The 20,929-nt window shown below is 66.8% G+C and carries 22 protein-coding genes; 14 read left to right on the plus strand and 8 right to left on the minus strand.

From position 1 onward, the window contains the following. The first annotated feature begins 2 nt into the window (after positions 1-2). From era to recO, 3 genes are read left to right on the plus strand one after another with little or no spacing between them, the layout of a single operon-like run. Positions 3-908 (plus strand): GTPase Era, encoded by a 906-nt coding sequence (era, locus tag BU124_RS06655; RefSeq protein ID WP_084861913.1) that lies wholly within the window; start codon positions 3-5, stop codon positions 906-908. Further along, complete coding sequence (locus BU124_RS06660) at positions 908-1,234, plus strand: DUF1491 family protein (RefSeq protein WP_084861915.1); 327 nt, start codon at positions 908-910, stop codon at positions 1,232-1,234. Before era ends, BU124_RS06660 begins: the two co-directional genes overlap by 1 nt. A 45-nt stretch (positions 1,235-1,279) precedes the next feature. Continuing rightward, on the plus strand, positions 1,280-2,005 hold the full coding sequence (gene recO, locus BU124_RS06665; protein ID WP_084861992.1) for a DNA repair protein RecO: 726 nt from the start codon (positions 1,280-1,282) through the stop codon (positions 2,003-2,005). Positions 2,006-2,115: 110 nt separating this feature from the next. On the opposite strand, the gene BU124_RS06670 is transcribed toward recO, so the two are convergent. Continuing rightward, the gene (locus BU124_RS06670; RefSeq protein ID WP_084861918.1) at positions 2,116-3,789 is read right to left on the minus strand and encodes an acyl-CoA dehydrogenase family protein; all 1,674 of its coding nucleotides are present in this window, start codon (positions 3,787-3,789) and stop codon (positions 2,116-2,118) included. 146 nt (positions 3,790-3,935) lie between these two features. Here BU124_RS06670 and BU124_RS06675 point away from each other — a divergent pair, with 146 nt between their 5' ends. Further along, positions 3,936-4,703, plus strand: coding sequence for a sulfite exporter TauE/SafE family protein (locus BU124_RS06675; RefSeq protein ID WP_084861919.1), 768 nt, complete (start codon positions 3,936-3,938; stop codon positions 4,701-4,703). Positions 4,704-4,734: 31 nt separating this feature from the next. On the opposite strand, the gene BU124_RS06680 is transcribed toward BU124_RS06675, so the two are convergent. After that, positions 4,735-6,333: a phosphoenolpyruvate carboxykinase gene (locus BU124_RS06680; protein WP_084861922.1), complete on the minus strand. Its 1,599-nt coding sequence runs from the start codon at positions 6,331-6,333 to the stop codon at positions 4,735-4,737. A gap of 336 nt (positions 6,334-6,669) precedes the next feature. Between BU124_RS06680 and BU124_RS06685 the strand changes: the two genes are divergently transcribed. The 7 genes from BU124_RS06685 to BU124_RS06715 are packed head-to-tail and all read left to right on the plus strand — an operon-like array spanning position 6,670 to position 12,108. Continuing rightward, on the plus strand, positions 6,670-7,371 hold the full coding sequence (locus BU124_RS06685; protein WP_084861924.1) for a response regulator transcription factor: 702 nt from the start codon (positions 6,670-6,672) through the stop codon (positions 7,369-7,371). A 3-nt stretch (positions 7,372-7,374) separates the two neighbouring features. Further along, positions 7,375-9,114 (plus strand): sensor histidine kinase, encoded by a 1,740-nt coding sequence (locus BU124_RS06690; RefSeq protein WP_084861927.1) that lies wholly within the window; start codon positions 7,375-7,377, stop codon positions 9,112-9,114. 28 nt (positions 9,115-9,142) lie between these two features. Next, complete coding sequence (locus BU124_RS06695; protein WP_084861929.1) at positions 9,143-9,547, plus strand: HPr kinase/phosphorylase; 405 nt, start codon at positions 9,143-9,145, stop codon at positions 9,545-9,547. A gap of 20 nt (positions 9,548-9,567) precedes the next feature. Beyond that, complete coding sequence (rapZ, locus tag BU124_RS06700; RefSeq protein WP_084861931.1) at positions 9,568-10,503, plus strand: RNase adapter RapZ; 936 nt, start codon at positions 9,568-9,570, stop codon at positions 10,501-10,503. Next, positions 10,500-10,892: a PTS sugar transporter subunit IIA gene (locus BU124_RS06705; RefSeq protein ID WP_084861934.1), complete on the plus strand. Its 393-nt coding sequence runs from the start codon at positions 10,500-10,502 to the stop codon at positions 10,890-10,892. The genes rapZ and BU124_RS06705 overlap by 4 nt, the downstream gene beginning before the upstream one ends. Before the next feature lie 13 nt (positions 10,893-10,905). Continuing rightward, complete coding sequence (locus BU124_RS06710) at positions 10,906-11,175, plus strand: HPr family phosphocarrier protein (RefSeq protein WP_084861937.1); 270 nt, start codon at positions 10,906-10,908, stop codon at positions 11,173-11,175. A 36-nt stretch (positions 11,176-11,211) separates the two neighbouring features. Next, complete coding sequence (locus BU124_RS06715; protein WP_245831624.1) at positions 11,212-12,108, plus strand: lysophospholipid acyltransferase family protein; 897 nt, start codon at positions 11,212-11,214, stop codon at positions 12,106-12,108. 3 nt (positions 12,109-12,111) lie between these two features. Here BU124_RS06715 and BU124_RS06720 read toward each other — a convergent pair whose 3' ends face one another. Continuing rightward, on the minus strand, positions 12,112-12,987 hold the full coding sequence (locus BU124_RS06720; RefSeq protein ID WP_084861939.1) for a 3-hydroxybutyryl-CoA dehydrogenase: 876 nt from the start codon (positions 12,985-12,987) through the stop codon (positions 12,112-12,114). A gap of 193 nt (positions 12,988-13,180) precedes the next feature. Here BU124_RS06720 and BU124_RS06725 point away from each other — a divergent pair, with 193 nt between their 5' ends. Further along, positions 13,181-13,927 carry a DUF6473 family protein gene (locus tag BU124_RS06725; RefSeq protein ID WP_281250895.1) on the plus strand — a complete coding sequence of 249 codons (747 nt, stop codon included), beginning with the start codon at positions 13,181-13,183 and terminating at the stop codon, positions 13,925-13,927. A gap of 54 nt (positions 13,928-13,981) precedes the next feature. On the opposite strand, the gene BU124_RS06730 is transcribed toward BU124_RS06725, so the two are convergent. From BU124_RS06730 to BU124_RS06750, 5 genes are all read right to left on the minus strand, one after another. Continuing rightward, complete coding sequence (locus BU124_RS06730; RefSeq protein ID WP_084861944.1) at positions 13,982-14,911, minus strand: electron transfer flavoprotein subunit alpha/FixB family protein; 930 nt, start codon at positions 14,909-14,911, stop codon at positions 13,982-13,984. Next, complete coding sequence (locus BU124_RS06735; protein ID WP_084861946.1) at positions 14,911-15,669, minus strand: electron transfer flavoprotein subunit beta/FixA family protein; 759 nt, start codon at positions 15,667-15,669, stop codon at positions 14,911-14,913. The genes BU124_RS06730 and BU124_RS06735 overlap by 1 nt, the downstream gene beginning before the upstream one ends. Before the next feature lie 191 nt (positions 15,670-15,860). Beyond that, complete coding sequence (locus BU124_RS06740; protein WP_084861948.1) at positions 15,861-16,433, minus strand: cob(I)yrinic acid a,c-diamide adenosyltransferase; 573 nt, start codon at positions 16,431-16,433, stop codon at positions 15,861-15,863. Further along, a complete protein-coding gene (locus BU124_RS06745) occupies positions 16,433-16,633 on the minus strand; it encodes a twin transmembrane helix small protein (protein ID WP_084861950.1) in 201 nt (66 codons plus the stop codon). The genes BU124_RS06740 and BU124_RS06745 overlap by 1 nt, the downstream gene beginning before the upstream one ends. A gap of 61 nt (positions 16,634-16,694) precedes the next feature. Beyond that, positions 16,695-17,528, minus strand: coding sequence for an SDR family NAD(P)-dependent oxidoreductase (locus BU124_RS06750; RefSeq protein WP_084861953.1), 834 nt, complete (start codon positions 17,526-17,528; stop codon positions 16,695-16,697). Positions 17,529-17,633: 105 nt separating this feature from the next. Between BU124_RS06750 and BU124_RS06755 the strand changes: the two genes are divergently transcribed. Next, complete coding sequence (locus BU124_RS06755) at positions 17,634-20,087, plus strand: DNA topoisomerase IV subunit A (protein ID WP_084861956.1); 2,454 nt, start codon at positions 17,634-17,636, stop codon at positions 20,085-20,087. A 76-nt stretch (positions 20,088-20,163) separates the two neighbouring features. Next, entirely contained in the window at positions 20,164-20,802 is a 639-nt protein-coding gene (locus tag BU124_RS06760; RefSeq protein WP_084861958.1) for a hypothetical protein, read from the plus strand. Positions 20,803-20,929 lie beyond the last annotated feature (127 nt).

Consider the following 20,929-nt stretch of genomic DNA (forward strand, 5'->3'; position numbering starts at 1 on the left):
GGATGACCCAACGCGCCGGATTCGTCGCCCTGATCGGAGAGCCCAACGCGGGCAAGTCCACGCTGACCAACCGGATGGTGGGGGCCAAGGTCGCGATCGTCACGCACAAGGTGCAGACCACCCGCGCGCGCCTGCGGGGCGTGGCCCTGGAGGGCGACGCGCAGATCGTCCTGGTGGACACGCCGGGCCTGTTCCGCCCGCGCCGGCGGCTGGACCGGGCCATGGTGACCGCCGCCTGGGGCGGGGCCGCCGATTCGGACGTGATCGTCCTGCTGATCGAGGCGCATCGCGGCGTGACCGAGGGCGTCGAGGCGATTTTGGAGCAGCTCGAACAGGTGGGCGCGGGCCGCAAGGTGGCGCTGGCCATCAACAAGATCGACCGGGTCGAGGCGCCGGCCCTGCTGGCCCTGACGCAGGCGATGAACGACCGGTATCCTTTCGCCGAGACCTTCATGATCTCGGCGGAAAAGGGGCATGGCTGCGACGATCTGCGCCGCTGGCTGGCCGGGCAGATGCCCGCGGGGCCGTGGCTCTACCCCGAGGACCAGATCGCCGATCTGCCGCTGCGCATGATCGCCGCCGAGATGACGCGCGAAAAGCTGACCCTTCGGCTGCACCAGGAACTGCCCTACCAGCTTACCGTCGAGACCGAGAGCTGGGAAGAGCGCGACGACGGTTCGGCCCGCGTCGACCAGGTGGTCTACGTGGTCCGCGACGGGCACAAGGGGATCGTCCTGGGCAAGCACGGCGAGACGATCAAGGCCGTAGGCAAGGCCGCGCGCGAGGACCTGGAAGAGTTCCTCGGCCGCAAGATCCACCTGTTCGTGCAGGTCAAGGTGCGCCCGAACTGGCTGGACGAGGCCGAGCGCTATTCCCAGATGGGACTGGATTTCCGGGACGGCAACTGATGCGCCTGACGGCGGATGTCTGGGTGTCGGCCTATCTGACCCGGCTGCGGCTGGCCGACATACCCGCCTTCGTCGTGCGGCGGGGGGATGCCACCGCCGGGGCGGTTCTGGTCAAGCTGAACACGCTGGACGGCCGGGCCGAGGCCTATCAACGATCCGTCGACCTGATGAGCGGGAACCGGCAATGGGTCGTGCTGACCGAGGGCGACGAAGCGGATGTCGACGCCGCGCTGGCACGGCAGGCCGGGTTCGACCCCGACGTCTGGATCATCGAGGTCGAGGACCGCGCCGGGCGCCACCTGCTGGACGCGCCGGGATTGGCGTGAAACCCCCTTGCACTCGCGGTTCGCGTCCCGCTTGATGCGCGCATGATCGAATGGCGCGAGGAGGGGGCGGTCCTTCGGGTCCGCAAGCATGGCGAGAATGCCGTGATCCTGGATGTGCTGACCGAGGGGCATGGCCGGGCCGCCGGCGTCGTGCGCGGTGGCACCGGGCGCCGGCTGTCGCCGATCCTGCAGCCGGGGGCGCAGCTCGACCTGACCTGGAAGGCCCGGCTGGAGGATCACTTGGGCACCTTCACGGTCGAGCCCCTGCGCAGCCGCGCGGCGCAGACGCTGGGCGGACGCATGCCTCTGGCCGGGCTGAACGCGGTGACGGGGCTGTTGTGCTTCGTGCTGCCCGAACGCGAGGCGCACCCGCCGCTTTATCACCGCAGCGTGCAGTTGCTGGACCTGCTGGGCCAAGATGACCTCTGGCCGCTGGGCTACCTGCGCTGGGAGCTGGCCCTGCTGGAAGAGATGGGCTTCGGCCTCGACCTGTCGGCCTGTGCCGTGACGGGCGCAACCGAGGGGCTTGTCCACGTCTCGCCCCGCTCGGGCCGGGCGGTCTCGGCCGCGGGGGCGGGCGACTGGGCCGACAGGCTCTTACCGCTGCCGCCGGTCTTGCTGCGGCAGGGTGATGCAACGCCCGCCGATATCCTCGACGGGCTGGAGGTGACGGGGCACTTTCTGCGCCACCGCCTGGCCCCGGCGCTGGGCGACAAGCCGCTGCCCGAGGCCCGCGCGCGGCTTATGGACCTGCTGCACCAGCGCGCTTGACCGGCACACTTAAAGGCCACACACCCCGAACAGGGCACGCGTTAGACAACGCCAGAAGCTAGCCGTGCAGCTTGTGGCCGCAACGCTCCCCCGGAGCGTTGCGCAGGGTGTTACCCCAGCAAGCGCCGCGCGATGACCTGCGCTTGGATCTCGGCGGCACCCTCGAAGATGTTGAGGATGCGGGCATCACACAAGATGCGGCTGATGGGGTATTCCAGCGCGAAGCCGTTACCGCCGTGGACCTGCAGCCCGTTGTCGGCCGCCGCCCAGGCCACGCGGGCGCCCAGCAGCTTGGCCATGCCGGCCTCGAGGTCGCAGCGGCGGTCGTTGTCCTTCTCCCGCGCCGAGAAATAGGTCAGTTGCCGCGCCACCATGATCTCGACCGCCATCATCGCCAGCTTGCCGGACACGCGGGGAAAGGCGATCAGGGGTTTGCCGAACTGCTTGCGGTCCTGGGCGTACCGCATCGAGGTGTCCAGCGCCGACTGGGCCACGCCCACGGCGCGGGCGGCAGTCTGGATGCGGGCGCTCTCGAAGGTCTGCATGAGCTGCTTGAAGCCCTTGCCCTCTTCACCGCCCAGCAGGTTCTCGCCCTTGACCGTGAACTTGTCGAAGCCGATCTCGTATTCCTTCATGCCGCGGTAGCCCAGCACCTCGATCTCGCCGCCGGTCATGCCGTCAGTGGGAAAGGGCTCCGCGTCGGTGCCCGGCGTTTTTTCGGCCAGGAACATGGACAGGCCGCGATGATCGGTGCTGTCGGGGTCTGTCCGGGCCAGCATGGTCATCACATGGGTGCGAGACGCATGCGTGATCCAGGTCTTGTTGCCGGTGATCTCGTAATCCGCGCCCGCCTTGACGGCACGGGTGCGCAGCGCCCCGAGGTCCGACCCGGTGTTGGGTTCGCTGAAAACGGCCGTCGGCAGGATCTCGGCGGTGGCGATCTTGGGCAGCCACTGCGCCTTCTGGTCCTCGGTCCCGCCGCAAAGGATCAGTTCCGCCGCGATCTCGGAGCGGGTGCCGAGGCTGCCCACCCCGATATAGCCACGGCTGAGCTCCTCGGAGACGACGGCCATGGCCGTCTTGGGCAGGCCGAAGCCGCCCAGCTCCTCGGGGATGGTCAGGCCGAAAACCCCCATCTCGGCCAGTTCCTCGATGATCTCCATCGGGATCAGCTCGTCCTTGAGGTGCCAATCCTGCGCATGGGGATCGACGCGGTCGACCGTGTAACGGCGGAACTGTTCGCGGATCATGTCCATCTCGTCGTCGAGGCCGGGCGCGCCCACGGTGATGTTGGCGGACTGGTCCTGCATCAACTCGACCAGCCGGGTCCGCGCGGCCTGGCTGTTGGCCTGCTGCGTCAGGGTCATGACCTCGGGCGTCATCAGTCCCCGCATCTGGTCCTGGTCAAGCCCGAGGTCCTGAAGCCGGACAAACTCGCCCTGGCTCATGGGGATGCCGCCGTAAATCTGCCAGAGGTATTCGCCGAAGGCGATCTGGTGGAGCAGTTGCTCGACCTCGCCGAATTTGCCCTCGGCCTGCAGCCGCTCGGCCCAGTCCTGCATCTGGCGCAGCGATTCCACGTAGGTGGTGACCCAGGCCAGCCCGTGCGCGGCGGTCTGGTTCTGCTCGATCAGCGTGCCCGAGACACGCTCACCCTCCGTCACCACCGCGCGGACCGACTCGGTCGCCGCCTGCTGCAGGGCCTCCAGCGGCGGCAGGGCGGCCCTGGTCAGGCTCAGCAGGTTGGTCAGAATGGGGCTCATATCGTGTCCGTCCCGGGGCATGGCGAATCCTCTGTTTTGCGGTTGCAGCAATAGCGCCTTTGCGACTGCGGCGCAATATTGCTGCGATATAGCCCGCAGATACGTGAAGAAAATGTCGCGCGCGATTTCGGGGTGCGGCGGATCGCCGGCCGGGGTAGGGCGGGCGCATGAACATCGTCGCAAGCATCGACAGCGCGGGCCTTCTGGCGGGCGTGCTGGCCATCACCCTGCTAGCCGGGGTGGTGAAGGGGGCGGTTGGCTTTGCCATGCCGTTGATCATGGTCTCGGGTCTGGGATCGCTGCTGGACCCGCGGCTTGCCGTCGCTGGGCTGATCCTGCCCATCGTCCTGTCCAACGCGCTGCAAGTGCTGCGGGCCGGGTGGCGCGAGGCTGTCGCGGCGATACGCGATTTCTGGCTCTACCTCGTGCTGGTCTGCAGCATGATCCTGATCTCGGCGCAATTCCTGACCGTGATCCCCTCGGAGACCATGTTCCTCGTGCTCGGGGTGCCGGTGGTGGTGCTCTGCGGTATCCAGTTGCTGGGCCTGCGCCTGGTGATTCCCGAGGGCCGCCGAACCCTCGGCGCGGTCATCGCGGGGCTGGTGTCGGGGGCGCTTGGGGGGCTCGCGGGCACCTGGGGGCCGCCGACGGTGCTCTACCTCGTCGCCATCGATACCCCCAAGGCGCGGCAGATCGTGGTGCAGGGGGTCATCTACGGGCTGGGGTCGGTCATGCTGCTGCTGGGCCATGTGCAATCGGGCGTGCTCAACCGCGAGACAGTGGGCCTGTCGGCGCTGCTGGTGATCCCTGCGGCGCTGGGCATGTGGGCCGGGTTCCGGGTTCAGGACCAGATTGATCAGGCCACGTTTCGCAAGGCCACGCTCGTGGTGCTGATGCTGGCCGGGCTGAACCTGATCCGGCGGGGCCTCGTGTGACGGCTCCCAGGGCGCAACGGCCGCCCATAATCTACCCGATCGCGGCGGCCTTCACGTCGTCGTTGATGTAAGGCACGTACTGGGTAAAATTCTCGGCGAACATCTCGACAAGCCGCCGGGCCTGCGCATCGTAGGCCGCCGGGTCCGCCCAGGTGTCGCGCGGGGTAAGCAGGCGGTCGTCCACGCCGGCACAGGTCACCGGCACGTCAAAGCCGAAGTTCGGATCCTTGCGGAAACTGCCCTCGACCAGTGTTCCGTCCAGCGCCGCCGTCAGCAGGGCACGGGTGGCCCGGATGGGCATGCGGCTGCCAGTGCCATGGGCGCCGCCGGTCCAGCCGGTGTTGACCAGCCAACAGGTGGCACCGTGGCTGGCGATCTTCTGGCGCAGCAATTCGCCGTAGACCTCGGGCCGGCGCGGCATGAAGGGCGCGCCGAAGCAGGTCGAGAAGGTCGGTTCCGGCTCGGTCACGCCGCGCTCGGTGCCGGCCACCTTCGAGGTGAAGCCTGACAGGAAATGATACATCGCCTGCGCCGGCGTCAGCCGCGCGATGGGCGGCAGCACGCCGAAGGCGTCGCAGGTCAGCATGATGATGTTCTTGGGGTGCCCGCCAAGGCCGGTGTCGCTGGCGTTGGCGATGTAGTGTAGCGGGTAGGCGCAGCGCATGTTGGCCGTCAGGCTGTCATCCTCGAAATCCAGTTCCAGCGTGTCGGGGTCGAAGACCATGTTCTCGATCACCGTGTGCGGCATCTCGGTCGTGGCATGGATCTCGGGCTCGGCCTCGGGGTCCAGGCCGATGGTCTTGGCATAGCAGCCCCCCTCGAAGTTGAATATGCCACGCTCGGACCAGCCGTGTTCATCGTCGCCGATCAGCACGCGGTCGGGGTCGGCGGACAGGGTGGTCTTGCCGGTGCCCGAAAGGCCGAAGAACACGGCGGCGTCCACCGGGTTGCCCTTGGCGTGGTTGGCCGAGCAGTGCATCGGCATGATGCCCTTTTCCGGCAGGATGTAGTTGAGCAGGGTAAAGACCGATTTCTTGTTCTCGCCGGCGTATTCCGTGCCCCCGATCAGGATCAGCTTGCGGTCGAAGTTCATGGCGATCACGGTTTCGCTGCGGCAGCCGTGGCGCGCCGGGTCGGCCGTGAAGCTGGGGCAGTTGATGATGGTGAAATCGGGGCTGAACCCGTCCAGTTCCGACGTATCAGGCCGCCGCAGAAGATGACGGATGAACAACCCGTGCCAGGCCAATTCGGTGACGACGCGCACATCCAGCCGGTGCGCCGGATCGGCCCCGCCGAAGAGGTCCTCGACAAAATAGTCGCCACCCGCCATGTGGGCGGTCATGTCATCATAAAGCCGGTCGAAGGCATCGGCCTCCATCGGGGCATTGTTGTCCCACCAGATGGTGTGTTCGGTGGCTGGGGTGCACACGATATGCTTGTCCTTTGGCGAGCGGCCCGTGAATTCGCCCGTGGTGGTCAGGAAAGTACCACCCCGGCCCAGCGTGCCCTCGCCACGGTGCAGGGCGGCTTCCACCAGCTCTTGTTCGCGCAGGTTGTAATAGACATGGCCCAGCCCGCTGATGCCCTGATCCTGCAGTTTCATCGTCGGATTGACCGTTCCGTGGTCCATGTCTCTCTCGCTCCGTGGTTGTGAGGCGGATGTTCCCCCCGATGCCGTGCAGTTAACACGCTGAATTTTCTTATGAACAGGTGGGGGTGTAGCAGTTAGCGCAATCATTAGCGCAACCAGACAGCCGTTAGCGCCACCATTGCGGTGCCGTGCCGACCGGGCCAGACCTTCGGGACGACAAAGTGAGGCATTTTAGCCATTGATTATCGTTTTCGGGGGCAAAACGGGCGCGAGGCCGGGGTGCCTGCGCAGATTGGGATTGATTCGCGCCATGCTATCAGGGCAAAAATGTTCAAAATAAAAGGCGATAATTGAGCAGTAGGAAAGGGCAGTGACATGTCACGCATCGCGCTTGTCGATGACGACCGCAACATTCTGACGTCGGTATCCATGACGCTCGAGGCCGAGGGGTTCGACGTCGACACCTTCAACGACGGCCAGACGGCGCTGGACGCGTTCAACAAGAAGATGCCGGAACTGGCCGTTCTGGACATCAAGATGCCGCGCATGGACGGCATGGACCTGCTGCAGCGCCTGCGCCAGAAGACCAGCATGCCGGTGATCTTCCTGACCTCCAAGGATGACGAGATCGACGAGGTGCTGGGCCTGCGCATGGGGGCGGACGACTATGTCAAGAAGCCGTTCAGCCAGCGCCTTCTGGTCGAACGGATCCGGGCGCTGCTGCGCCGTCAGGATGCGATTTCGGGCGACCTCGTCGAAGAGGGCGAGGATCAGAAACTCATGGTTCGCGGCGAACTGAGCATGGATCCCCTGCGCCACGCCGTCACCTGGAAGGGCCGCGCCGTATCCCTTACGGTGACAGAGTTTCTTTTGCTCGAGGCGCTGGCCCAGCGTCCAGGTTTCGTCAAGTCGCGCGATCAGCTGATGGACGTGGCCTATGATGATCAGGTCTATGTCGACGACCGCACCATCGACAGCCACATCAAGCGGCTGCGCAAGAAGATGCGCCAGGTCGACGACGAGTTTTCCGCGATCGAGACGCTTTACGGGATCGGCTATCGCTACAACGAAGAATAAGGGATGACGACGACCCCCAAGATCGACGTTCGGGACCTGAAGTCTGTCCGGCAGGCCGCCGGGCAGAACGAATCCGTCGTTCTGGGGGATGACTGGATCGCCCCCCGCCCCGACGACACCGACCTGCAGAAACGCCGCGCCCGGCGGGGTATCCTGCAACTCAACAAGTCGCCGCTGGCACGCAAGATCATCACCTTCAACCTGCTGGGACTCATCGTGCTGGTGGCAGGGGTGCTCTACCTCAGCCCGTCGCGCGACAACCTCGCATATCAGCGCGGTTCGTCGCTGGTCAACGAGGCCGAGTTGATCGCCGATGTCTTCGAGGCGCAGCTGCCCCTTGGCGCGCCGGTCAGTCTCATGACCGGCGACGGGATAGAGGCGCAGGCCACGCTCGAGGGTCTGGATCTGCGCGGCGGGGTCGATGTCTATCTGTTCGACCGGCAGGGCGTGCTGGTGTCCAGCTGGTCCGATCCCACGCTCGGTGACGCGCCGGTGCCCGGCCTGGAACTCGAGGGGCACGGAACCCTCATCACGGACTTCCTGAACGGGGTGTTCAACTGGTTCGCCTCGGTCCTGCGCGGCGGCGATCCGGCGGCGACACCGGTCGATCCGGTGCTGGATTTCGGGGGCTCTGTCGCGCAGACGATCGAAACCGGCACACAGTTCGAGACCCGGCAGGACCCGGAGGGCCGCGCCTTCTTTACGGTTTCGACGCCGGTGATGCAGGGCGACCGGCCGATCGGGGTGGTGGCCGTCGTCTCCGCCCCGGGCGAGCTGAACGAGCTGGTCAGTCGCGACCGAGAGCAACTTTTGCAGATGTTCGTGATCGGGGCGATCGTCTCGATCGCGCTCAGCCTCGTTCTGGCCTCGACCATCGCCAACCCCCTGTCCGACCTGGCCGAGGCGGCCGAGCTGGGCCGTGACAAGAACGCCCGCAAGGTCGCGCCCGAACGCATCCGCATTCCCGACCTGACCGGGCGGCCTGACGAGATCGGCCGCCTGTCCGGGGCGCTACGCGGCATGGTCGCCGCCCTGACCCAGCGGATCGAGGGCAATGAACAGTTCGCCGCGGACGTGGCGCACGAGATCAAGAACCCTCTGGCCTCGATGCGCTCGGCCGTGGGCACGCTGCGCGTGGCCAAACGCGAGGACCAGCGCGAGCGGATGCTGGAGGTGATCGAACACGACGTCCAGCGCCTCGACAGACTTGTCAGCGATATCTCCAACGCGTCGCGGCTGGACACCGAGTTGGTCAAGGACGAGGAAACGCAGTTCGATCTTCTCAAGATGCTGTCGAACCTCACGGAGTTCCTTGCCAACGAGGCCGAACAGAAGGGTGTGGATTTCATCACCGACCTGCCCCAACAGCCGATCCCGGTCGTGGGTCTCGAGGGGCGTCTGGCGCAGGTGTTCGTCAACCTCATCTCCAACGCGATCTCCTTCTGCGAGGAGGGTGACGCGATCCGTGTCTGGACCCGCAAGCGCGAGAACCGCGTGCTGGTCGTGGTCGAGGACACTGGCCCGGGTATCCCCGACGGCGCATTGTCAAAGATTTTCAAGCGGTTCTATTCCGAACGCCCCGAGGGGCAGTTCGGCAAAAACTCCGGCCTGGGGCTGGCCATCTCCAAGCAGATCGTCGAGGCGCACGGCGGCGTGATCTGGGCCGAAAACATCCGGCCCACGGACGCCGATGTCGGGTCCGATCCGCTCGGCGCCCGCTTCGTGGTCGGCCTGCCGGTCTAGCCCGGCGGTGCCCGGCGCGGCCGTTCAGATGCACGCCACGACCGTCGCCGTGGCGGGCCGGGGTGTTGTCATCACCGGGCCGTCCGGGTCCGGCAAATCCACCCTGGGGCTGAACCTGATGGCGCTGGGCGCGCAGCTGGTGTCCGATGACATCACCTGCCTGACCCCCGAGGGGGCAGAGGTGATCGCCCGGCCCCCGCACGGCGCGCCCGCCGGTATCGAGGCCCGTGGCGTGGGCCTTTTGCGGGCCGATCCGGCCGGGCCGGTTCCGGTTGGGCTTGTGATCGACATGGCGCAAGAGGAACAGTTGCGCCTGCCCCCGCCGCGCCGTTTCGCACTTCTCGGGCGGGACATGCCCTGCTTTCACAAGGTCGCGCGCGGCTGTTTCCCCGCCGCAATCCTGCAATACGTCAGACATGGGCGGTTTGACTGACCACCCCTTTCGGAGATTTCATGGACACCTCGCCGCAGCAGACACCTCGCGCCGACCGGACACGGCCCACCTCTCAGAGGCTGGTCATCGTGACCGGCCCGTCCGGGGCCGGGCGGGCCACCGCGATCCACATCCTCGAGGATCTGGGGTTCGAGGCCATCGACAACATCCCCATGTCGATGCTCCGTCGCCTGGTCGAGGCGCCCGGCGGCGACCGCCCCATGGCCGTCGGCGTGGATGTGCGCAACCGGGATTTCTCTGTCGAGCGGTTGCAGGACCTTGTCGACTGGCTCGACGGGCGCGAGGGCCTGGCGCTGCAGTTGCTGTTTCTCGACTGCGGCGAGGATGTTCTGGTGCGCCGCTACTCCGAGACGCGGCGCCGCCACCCGCTGGTGCCCGACGCCCCGGCGATCACCGGCATCCGCCAGGAGATCGCCTTGCTCGCCCCGATACGAGATCGCGCCGACATCCTGCTCGACACCACCGAGACAAGCCCGCACGACCTGAAGGCGGCGTTGTCGGAGTGGTTCTCGGACGGGCGCGGGGGCGCCATGGGGGTGACGCTTCAGTCTTTCGCCTTCAAGCGCGGCGTGCCCAAGGGCCTCGACATGATGTTCGACTGCCGGTTCCTTCGCAACCCGCATTGGGACACCGACCTGCGCCAGATGACCGGCCTGGATGCGCCCGTGCAGGCCCATGTCGAGGGCGATCCGCGCTTTGCGCCTTTCGTCGAGCGCGTGCACTCCCTGATCCTGGATCTTTTGCCGGCCTTCCGCGACGAGGGCAAATCGCACCTTTCCATCGGGTTCGGATGTACCGGCGGGCAACACCGCTCAGTTGTCGTGGCCGAAACCCTGGCCCGGGGGCTTGCAGAGGCGGGGTGGCAAGTGTCTAAGAGACACGGGGAGCAGGAACGCTGGGGCTGCGTGGTGGCCGAACGGGACAAGCACACGTGATCGGGATCGTGATTGTGGCGCATGGGGGACTGGCGGCGGAATATCTGTCCGCCGTCGAACATGTCGTGGGCCGCCAGCCCGGCATCCGCGCCATCTCGATCGAGGCCGAGGTCGACCGCCCCGCCAAGCAGGACGAAATCTGCACTGCCGCCGATGCCGTGGACACGGGGGATGGCGTGGTCATCGTCACCGACATGTTCGGCGGGTCCCCCTCGAACCTGTCGCTTCGGGCCTGCAACCCCGAGAACCGCCGCATCGTCTATGGTGCCAACCTTCCTATGCTCGTCAAGCTGGCCAAGTCGCGCCGCAAGCCGGTGCCCGTCGCGGTCGAGGATGCACTGGCTGCGGGGCGCAAATACATCAACAGCCATTCCGTGGGCCTGGACTGAAGGGGGAGGGGCCATGGCGCGCCGCGAATTGGAGATCGTCAACATCAAGGGCCTGCACGCCCGGGCCTCGGCCAAGTTCGCCGAGACGGTCGAACAGTTCGATGCCCGGGCCGAGGTGACCAAGGACGGCCTGTCAGCGGCGGGCGACAGTATCATGGGGCTTTTGATGTTGGCAGCCTCAAAGGGAACCATTATTGAGGTCGAAACGACGGGCAGGCAGGACGAAGACCTTGCAGAGGCGCTTGCGGCGCTCGTGGCCGGCAAGTTCGGCGAGGGGGATTGAGCCCCGCCCGCATCTCGAACGAGGGGACACTCACGCTTGACGGAAACGTCGCCGAGAAACCTGCACGGGGCGCAGGGGCGCGGGCCTTCCAGGGTCTATGATCGGCGCAGCCTGACGTATTCCGACACGTTCGACAATCCGCTGCTGCGCCTCCTCATCAAGGCGATGGAGTGGGGCACCGGCAAGCTTGAGGTGATCCGCCGCGTCCGCCGCTTCGAGGCGCGCTCGATCCCCAAGGGCCAGGCCTTCTGGCCGGCGACGATGGATGTGATGGGGATCGACATCCTGACGCCGGCGCATCAGCTGGACCGCATTCCAACGTCAGGGCCGGTCATCCTGGTGGCCAACCATCCCCACGGGCTGATCGACGGCATGGTGCTGGCCGACGTGATCGGTCGGCGGCGCAACGATTACCGCATCCTGACGCGCTCGCTGCTGACCGGCCTCGATGAAAGCGCGGCCAGCTACATGATCCCGGTGCCCTTCCCGCACGAGTCCGACGCCCAGAAACGCATGATCGAGATGCGCGCGCGGGCGATGGATCACCTGGACAAGGACGGGCTGGTCGCCCTTTTCCCGTCGGGCGTGGTGGCCCAGGCCGAGACGATGTTCGGCCCCGTGATCGAGGCCGAGTGGAACGTTTTCACCGCCAAGATGATCCGCCGCTCGGGGGCGACCGTCGTGCCCTGCTACTTTCCCGGGGCCAATTCGCGGGCCTACCAAGTGGCGGCGAACGTCTCGCCCATCCTGCGGCAGGGCCTGTTGATCCACGAGGTCGTCCACGCCTTCGACAAGCCGCAGGCGCCGGTCATCGGCAAGCCCATTCCACCGCAGATGGCCGCCGACAAGGGCCGGGACCCGCGCCGTTTCATGTCATGGCTGCGCGCGCAGACGATCGCGCTGGGCGAGGACCCGGACCGCGATCCGGGATGAGCCTCAGCGGGTCGGCACCGGCGTGTCCCCGCGATAGTCGTAGAACCCGCGCTGCGTCTTGCGGCCCAGCCACCCGGCTTCGACGTATTTCGTCAGCAAGGGGCAGGGGCGGTACTTGGTATCGGCCAGCCCGTCGTGCAGCACGTTCATGATCGCAAGGCAGGTGTCGAGGCCGATGAAATCGGCCAGTTCCAGCGGGCCCATGGGGTGATTGGCCCCCAGCTTGAGCGAGGTGTCTATGGAGCCGACGCTGCCGACGCCCTCGTAGAGGGCGTAGACGGCCTCGTTGATCATGGGCATCAGGATGCGGTTGACGATGAAGGCCGGGAAATCCTCGGCCGTCGCGGCGGTCTTGCCCAGGCGTTCGACCACCTCGTAGCAGGCATCGAAGGTCTCCTTGCCGGTCGCGATCCCGCGGATCAGTTCGACCAGCTGCATCACCGGCACGGGGTTCATGAAATGAAAGCCCATGAACTGTTCCGGCCGGTCGGTGCGGCTGGCCAGCCGGGTGATCGAGATCGACGAGGTGTTCGAGGTCAGGATCGTCTCGGGCTTGAGATGCGGCAGGAGCGAGTCGAAAATCTCCTGCTTGATCGTCTCGCGCTCGGTCGCGGCCTCGATGATCAGGTCGGTGGGGCCGAGGTCGGTCAGCGTCGTGGTGGTGCCGATGCGGGCCATGGCCTCGGTCTTTTCGGCCTCGGAGATGCGCGCGCGGCTGACCTGCCGGTCGAGGTTGCGCGCGATCGTCGCCATTGCGGTGTCGATGGCGTCCTGATGGATGTCGTTCAGCAGCACCTCATAGCCGGCTGCCGCGCAGACATGGGCGATACCGTTGCCCATCTGTCCGGCCCCGACGACGCCAATCCGTTCAATAGCCATGCGTGCGATCCTCGGTGAGTGTTTCAGTCGACACCCTATGCGCCGTTCTGGCCCGGCTCAAGGTGCCGCATCGCAGAAAGCCGGGTGGGCTCGGATCGAGTCGAATTTGCGCCTTAAGCTTCCGGAAAGGGAATCGGCTGAAATTCGGCCCCGGTGAGACGAAAAATTGGTGGTGGGACACATGACACTTCACATGAGACACGCGCCCAGTGCGCGCATGACGACCTGCAGCTATGGCCTTTCGCGGTTGCAGTTCCGGGGGCCCCGGCGGCCCACCGACGGCGGATACGTGGCCTGCCCCGGGGGCAGCGAGACCTTTGGGCGCGACGTGGCGCAGCCCTTTCCGGACCTTCTGGAACAGGAGACCGGCATGGTCTGCCTCAACCTCGGCCAGCACTTGGCGGGGCCGGACCTTTTCCTGCGGGATGCGGCGCTGCGGGCGCTCGTTCACGATGCTGCGGCCGTGGTGATCCAGGTCATGGGGGCGGCCAATCTAAGCAACCGGTTCTACAAGGTGCATCCGCGCCGCAACGACCGGTTCATCGCGCCGCGCGCGCCGTTGCGCAGGCTCTACCCGGAGGTCGATTTCACCGAGATCGCCTTTACCGGCCACCTCATGGCCAAGCTGGCCGAAACGGACGGGACGCGCCTGACCGAGGTCCAGCAGGAGTTGCGCGGATGTTGGGTGCGGCGGATGCGCGAACTGGTCGGCCTGGCCAACGTCCCGGTGCACCTGTTGTGGTTCGCCCCGCGCCACCCCGAGGATCCGGCCGGCGCGGCGATGGATCCATGCCTTGTAACACCGGGGATGTTGGATGCGGTGGGGACGCGGCTCACCAAGGTGGTTTACGACAGCAACACCGGTCAGCGGCCAAACGCGCCCGGTATCGAGGATCACCGCCGAGCGGCGGCCGCGCTCGGCCTTGCCATGGGCGCGTGACGAACGGAAAGGCCCACCACTTTGGCGGGCCTTTGCTGTTGCGGCGGGCGCGGATCAGGCCAGCTTTTCGCTGAGCTCGGGCAGCGCCTCGAAGAGGTCGGCCACGAGCCCGTAATCGGCAACCTGAAAGATCGGCGCTTCCTCGTCCTTGTTGATGGCGACGATGACCTTGGAGTCCTTCATGCCGGCCAGGTGCTGGATCGCGCCCGAGATGCCGACGGCGATGTAGAGCTCGGGGGCGACGACCTTGCCGGTCTGGCCGACCTGCCAGTCGTTCGGCGCGAAGCCCGAGTCCACGGCCGCGCGCGACGCGCCCACGGCGGCGCCCAGCTTGTCGGCCAGGCCCTCGATCAGGGCGAAATCGTCTTCGGAACCGACGCCGCGGCCGCCGGAGACGACGACACCGGCCGAGGTCAGGTCGGGGCGGTCGGTCTCGGCGACCTTGTCCTCGACCCATTCCGACAGGCCTTCGGCGGCGGGAACCGCAACGGTCTCGACCGGGGCCGACCCGCCCGCGCCGGCAGCATCGAAGGTCGAGGTGCGGAAGGTCACCACCTTCTTGGCGTCGGCGGATTTCACCGTCTGGACCGCGTTGCCCGCGTAGATCGGACGCTCGAAGGTGTCGGCGTCGACCACCGCCGAGACATCCGAGATAACCATCACGTCCAGCAGTGCGGCGACCCGCGGCATGACGTTCTTGGCGTCCGTGGTCGCCGGGGCGGTGATGTGGTCATAGTCATCGGCCAGCGACACGATCAGCGCGGCCGTGCTCTCGGCGAGGCGGTGCCCGAGGCTGTCGTCCTCGGCAACCAGCACCCTGGCAACGCCGTCGATTCCTGCGGCGGCCTCGCCGGCGGCGGCGGCGGAACTGCCCGCGCAGAGCACGGTCACATCGCCCAGTTGGCGGGCCGCGGTCACCGCCTTGGCGGTGGCGTCCATCGAGAGTTCGCCGTCGTTGACTTCGGCAAGCAGAAGAACCGCCATCACACGACCCCCTTTTCCTTGAGTTTCTCGACCAGCTCGTCGACCGAGCCGACCATTTCGCCGGCCTGACGAGCCTCGGGTTCGGCGGTCGCGACGACCGACAGGCGCGGGGTCATGTCGACGCCGTAATCCTCGGCGGTCTTTTCCTCGAGCGGCTTCTTCTTGGCCTTCATGATGTTGGGCAGCGAAGCATAGCGCGGCTCGTTCAGGCGCAGATCCACGGTGACGATGGCCGGCATCCTGACCTTGATGGTCTGCAGCCCGCCGTCGACCTCGCGGGTGACGACCGCATTGTCGCCGTCCACGTCCAGCGCACTGGCGAAGGTGCCCTGCGACCAGCCCAGCAACGCCGAGAGCATCTGGCCGGTGGCGTTCATGTCGTTGTCGATGGCCTGCTTGCCCGCGATGACGAGGCCGGGCTCTTCCTCTTTCACGACCGCGGCGAGGATTTTGGCAACCGACAGCGGCTCGATGTCCTGGTGGACGTCGTCGGCGGCGACCACGAGGATCGCCCGGTCGGCGCCCATGGCCAGCGCGGTACGCAGGGTTTCCTGGGCCTGTTTCACGCCGATGGAGACGGCGACGACCTCGTCGGCCTTGCCGGCTTCCTTGAGGCGAATGGCCTCTTCGACGGCTATCTCGTCGAAGGGATTCATCGACATCTTGACGTTGGCGAGATCGACACCGGAGCCGTCCGCCTTGACGCGGACCTTCACGTTGTAATCGATCACGCGTTTGACGGGCACGAGCACCTTCATCAGCGTAATACTCCCAATGGATTCCTGTTCTCGCCTCCGTAGGTAGCGCGGGCTAGGCGGCAGCAACAGTGCAAAATCGTCACGTTAGCGCCAACCGACGTCGCGTTTGCGCACGCGAAGGGCCGTCGTGCGCCGCTCGTTGCCGCCCGTACCGGGCGGCAACATCGCCCCGCCCGCCGTCCCGGGGCCGATCAGCGGTTGGCGCCGGGTTTCCACAGAACGTCGGCCTGCCCGTTGTCGTTGGCGACGCGGGCGGCGACGAAGAACCAGTCGCTGAGCCGGTTGAGGTATTTCACCGCCGCCGGGTTGACGGTTTCCATGGTGGCCAGTTCCACCGAAAGCCGCTCGGCCCGGCGCGACACCGTCCGGCAGACGTGCAGATGCGCGGCCAGCGGCGAGCCGCCGGGCAGGATGAAGCTGCGCAGGGGCTCCAGCGCGACGTTCATCTCGTCGATCTCGGACTCCAGCCGCGCGACCTGGCTGTCGGCCACGCGCAGGGGCGGAAACTCGGCTTTGTCGTCGTTTTCCATGTCCGGGCGGCAAAGGTCGGCGCCGAGGTCGAAGAGATCATTCTGGATCAGCGTGAGCCGGGCGTCGAGTTCGCCCTCGGCGTGCAGCCGGGCCAGGCCGACGGCCGCGTTGGCCTCGTCTACCGTGCCGTAGGCGGTCACGCGCAGGCCGTGCTTGGCCACCCGCGCCCCGTTGCCCAAGGCGGTTTCCCCGGCGTCGCCGGTCTTGGTGTAGATCTTGTTGAGGACGACCATCATTCCGCTCCGTTCAGCAAGAGCGCTCCGGCGACGATGATGATCACCGCCACCAGCTGCGCCAGGATGCGCATCTGCATCACCTTGTTGGATTTCTTGGGATCGGCCCCGGTGCCGAACATCGAGACGCCGCGGATCAGGATCGCCGCCACGACCAGACAAGCGATGACAATCGCGATTATGAGGGGTTGGGCGGTCATGTCGGGGCCTTTCGTTGGTAGTTCCGCCGGACTTAGCAGGTGTGGCGGCAAAGGAAAGGGGTCAGCCCCTGGCGATGATCCTGTCCAGGGCGCGGGTGGTCAGCACGCGGCGCGCCAGGGCCATGAGATGCGTCGGCGTGGTGACGCGGTAGCGCGGGCGCGGGCGGGGCGCTTCCAGCGCGCGGATCAGTTTGCGCGTGACGGCGGCGGGCGGCAACTCGAAGGTGTCGGGCCTGTCCTTGTCCCGGTAAAGGCGTTTTAGCAGGCTGGCCTCGTATTGCGCCTTGCGCGCCGATCCTTGCCAGTCGATCCAGGTCTCGAAGGGCTGGCGGGAGTTTTCGCGGATGCGGCTGGTGATCGGGCCGGGTTCGATCAGGACGACATCGATGCCGGTTTCGGCCATTTCCAGGCGCAGGACGTCCGAGAGCCCCTCCATCGCGTATTTCGTGGAGACATAGGCGCCGCGCCATTTCATCGGCACGAAACCCAGCACCGACGAGCAGTTGATGATCCGTCCGTGCCTCTGGGCGCGCATCACCGGGATCACCGCGCGAGTCAGGTCGTGGACGCCGAATAGATTGGTCTCGAAGATGGCGCGCAGGGCCTCGCGGGGCACGTCCTCGACCGCGCCGGGGATGGCAAAGGCCCCGTTGTTGAACACCGCGTCCAGCGTGCCGCCCGTGGCCTCCAGCACCTGAGCGAGCGCGGTGCGGATCGTGTCCGGGGCGTCGTAGTCGAGCCGCGGGCTGCGCAGGCCTTCGGCGCGCAGCCTCTCGCAGTCGGCCTCGGCCCGGCAACTGGCAAAGACCTGCCAGCCCCGCGCGTGTAGGGTGCGGGCGGCATCGGCCCCGATGCCCGAGGAACACCCGGTGATGAGGATCGAGCGGCGCGTCATGCGCGCGCTTGTGTCGCCAAACCGGGCGCGAGGCAAGGGCCGGGGCCGGAGCACGCGGCGGAATTGGCGATTTACGCGGGCGGTGCGCTTGGCTAAACGGCCTCCATGTCCGACGAGACGACCGACCCCGACAGCGACCCGATGAACCTGGCCGAGCCACTGCGCCGCGCCATAGGCGAGCGCTATCTGACCTATGCCCTGTCGACCATCATGCACCGGGCGCTGCCCGATGCGCGCGACGGGCTCAAGCCCGTGCATCGGCGCATCCTCTTCGCCATGCGCGAATTGCGGCTGTCCGCGACGGGGGGTTATCGCAAGTCCGCCAAGATCAGCGGCGACGTGATGGGCAACTACCACCCGCACGGCGATGCGGCGATCTATGACGCCATGGCGCGGCTGGCGCAGGATTTCAACGTGCGCTACCCGCTGGTCGACGGGCAGGGCAACTTCGGCAACGTCGACGGCGACAACCCCGCGGCCAGCCGCTATACCGAAGCGCGCATGACGCGCGCGGCCGAGGCGCTGCTGGAGGGGCTGTCGGAGAACGCGGTCGATTTCCGGGAAAACTACGACGGCACCCTGCGCGAGCCGGTGGTGCTGCCGGCGGCCTTTCCCAACCTTCTGGCCAACGGGGCCAGTGGCATCGCCGTGGGTATGGCCACGAACATCCCGCCGCACAACCTCGACGAGGTAATCGCGGCCTGCCTGCACCTGATCAAGTCGCCCGAGGCGCGCGACGACACGCTGCTCAACTATATCAAGGGTCCGGACTTTCCCGGCGGCGGCGTGATCGTCGAGCCGCCCGAGAGCATGGCCGAGACCTATCGCACCGGCAAGGGCGGGTTCCGCCTGCGCGCCCGCTGGGAGGTCGAGGACCTGGGCCGCGGCCAGTGGCAGATCGTCGTCACAGAAATCCCCTACCAGGTCCAGAAATCCAGGCTGATCGAGAAGCTGGCCGAACTGATCCAGACGAAAAAGGTCCCGATCCTGGCCGATGTGCGCGATGAAAGCGCCGACGACATCCGCATCGTGCTGGAGCCGCGCTCGAAGAACGTGCAGGCGGATGTGCTGATGAAGACGCTGTTCCGCCTGTCCGACCTGGAGACGCGGTTCAGCCTGAACATGAACGTGCTGGTCGATGGCGTCACGCCGAAGGTCTGCAGCCTGCGCGAGGTGCTGCGCGCCTTTCTCGATCACCGGCGCGCGGTGCTGTTGCGCCGCAGCCAGTACCGGCTGGACAGGATCGACAACCGGCTGGAGGTTCTGGCCGGGCTGATCACGGCCTTCGTCAACCTCGACCGGGTGATCGACATCATCCGCTATGACGACGATCCCAAGGCGGCCCTGATGTACGAGGACTGGAGCCACCCGCACCAGGCGGGGCTGCGCCGTGCCACCTCGGAGGCTGATTACCTGTCCCCCTTGGCCGGGGTGGACACGGAGAGCCTGACGCTGGTGGCGGATGAGAGCGCCATCGCCCCCGGGCTGGAGGCGGGCGAGGGCGAGCGCAAGGTCCCCTCCAGCTATGCCGGGCGCGAGAACGGCCTGTCCGACGTCCAGGCCGAGGCGATCCTGAACATGCGCCTGCGCAGCCTGCGCCGGCTCGAGGAAGTGGCCCTGATCCGCGAACGCGACGCGCTGATGGTCGAGCGCGCCGGGATCGAGGACCTGCTGGAGGACGAGGGCCTGCAATGGGCGCGCATCGCCGAGGAGTTGCGCGCGGTGCGCAAGGATTTCGGCGCGCGGGCCGAGGGCGGCGCGCGGCGCACCGGATTCGCCGAGGCCGGCACCGTCGAGGAGGTCCCGCTGGAGGCCATGATCGACCGCGAGCCGATCACCGTGGTTTGTTCGCAGCGGGGCTGGATCCGGGCCCTGTCGGGCCATATCGACCTGGCCCGCGAGCTCAAGTTCAAGGATGGCGACGGGCCGCGCTTCATCTTCCATGCCGAGACGACCGACCGCTTGCTGATCTTCGGCAGCAACGGGCGGTTCTACACGCTGTCGGCGGCGAACCTGCCCGGCGGGCGCGGCATGGGCGAGCCTCTGCGCCTCATGGTCGATCTGCCCAATGATTGCGATATCGTGGATCTGTTCGTGCATCGGGCCGGGGAAAAGCTGCTGGTCGCGTCCAGCGCCGGGGACGGCTTCCTCGTGCCCGAGGCGGATGTCGTGGCGCAAACGCGCGCGGGCAAGCAGGTGCTCAACGTCAAGGGCGATGCAGTGGCCCGCGCCGTGCGCCGGGTGGCGGGCGATCACGTCGCTGTCGTGTCCGAGAACCGCAAGTTCCTGGTGTTCCCGTTGGCCGAGGTGCCGGAAATGGGCCGCGGCAAGGGGGTGCGCTTGCAGAAATACCAGCGCGCGCGCGGGCGGCAGGGCACGCTGGAACTGGACGGCGGCCTGGCCGATATCACCACCTTTGCCTGGGCCGAGGGGCTGAGCTGGGCAATGGGCAACGGCAATACCCGCACCGAGCGCGACCTCGGGCCCTGGCTGGGCAAGCGCGCCGGCGTCGGCAAGCAACCGCCGCATGGGTTCCCGCGGGACAATCGGTTCACGTGATGCCGCCCCGCGCCGATTGCGCGGGCGGCGCCACTCGGCTAATCCTTGATGGCGTTGGACGCGAGGGGGATGATCCATGCGTGTGGTGATTGGCTTGCTGGGCCTTATAGTGCTGACCGCCTGCGGCGGTGTCCGCGACGACCTGACCGAAATGCCCGATCCGATAGGGGACTTCCGTCTGGGCCACAACATCGCCGTCACGCCCGATCCGCAGAAAGGCCCGTTCTCGCGTGATGCCTCGCCCGAGGAATGGAATGCCGCGATGCGCAAGGCCGTGGCCGACCGGTTCAACGAGACGCGCTTTCCCGGGGACGACTACTACCATATCGGTGTGGCGATCGAGGGCTACGTTCTGGCCCAGCCCGGCATCCCGTTGATCTACTCGCCCAAGTCGGTGCTGATCGTCACCGTGAACTTCTTCGAGGACGCGACGCGGACCAAGCTCAACGCGGAACCGATCCAGCTGACAGTATTCGAACCCTGCTGCTCGGTCCCGTTCCTCGGCTCGGGGCTGTCGCGGTCACGTGAGGAACAGCTTGAAGGGCTGGCCTTCAACGCGGCCCGCGCCATCGAGCGCACCATGCGCGCGAATGCCGAATGGTTCGGCGGCACCCCCGAGGACTTGCCCGAGGACGAGACCATCGTCGAAGGAAATGTCCTGGCCGACGACCCCGAGGCGGTTCTGCCCGAAGAGACCCCTCCCGAGCCCAGCTGAACCCGGCGCGGGGCGGCGCAAGTCGCGCTTGATTTTCCCCCGGCGAGGAAATAAACGGCCCGCGATGTAAACCCGGGCCGCTGTTGCATTTCGCCAAGGCCCCAGAAACGACAAGGCGCCGCGCACC

This window comes from Salibaculum halophilum (assembly GCF_002094885.1).
In the GTDB taxonomy this organism is placed as follows: Bacteria; Pseudomonadota; Alphaproteobacteria; order Rhodobacterales; family Rhodobacteraceae; genus Salibaculum; species Salibaculum halophilum.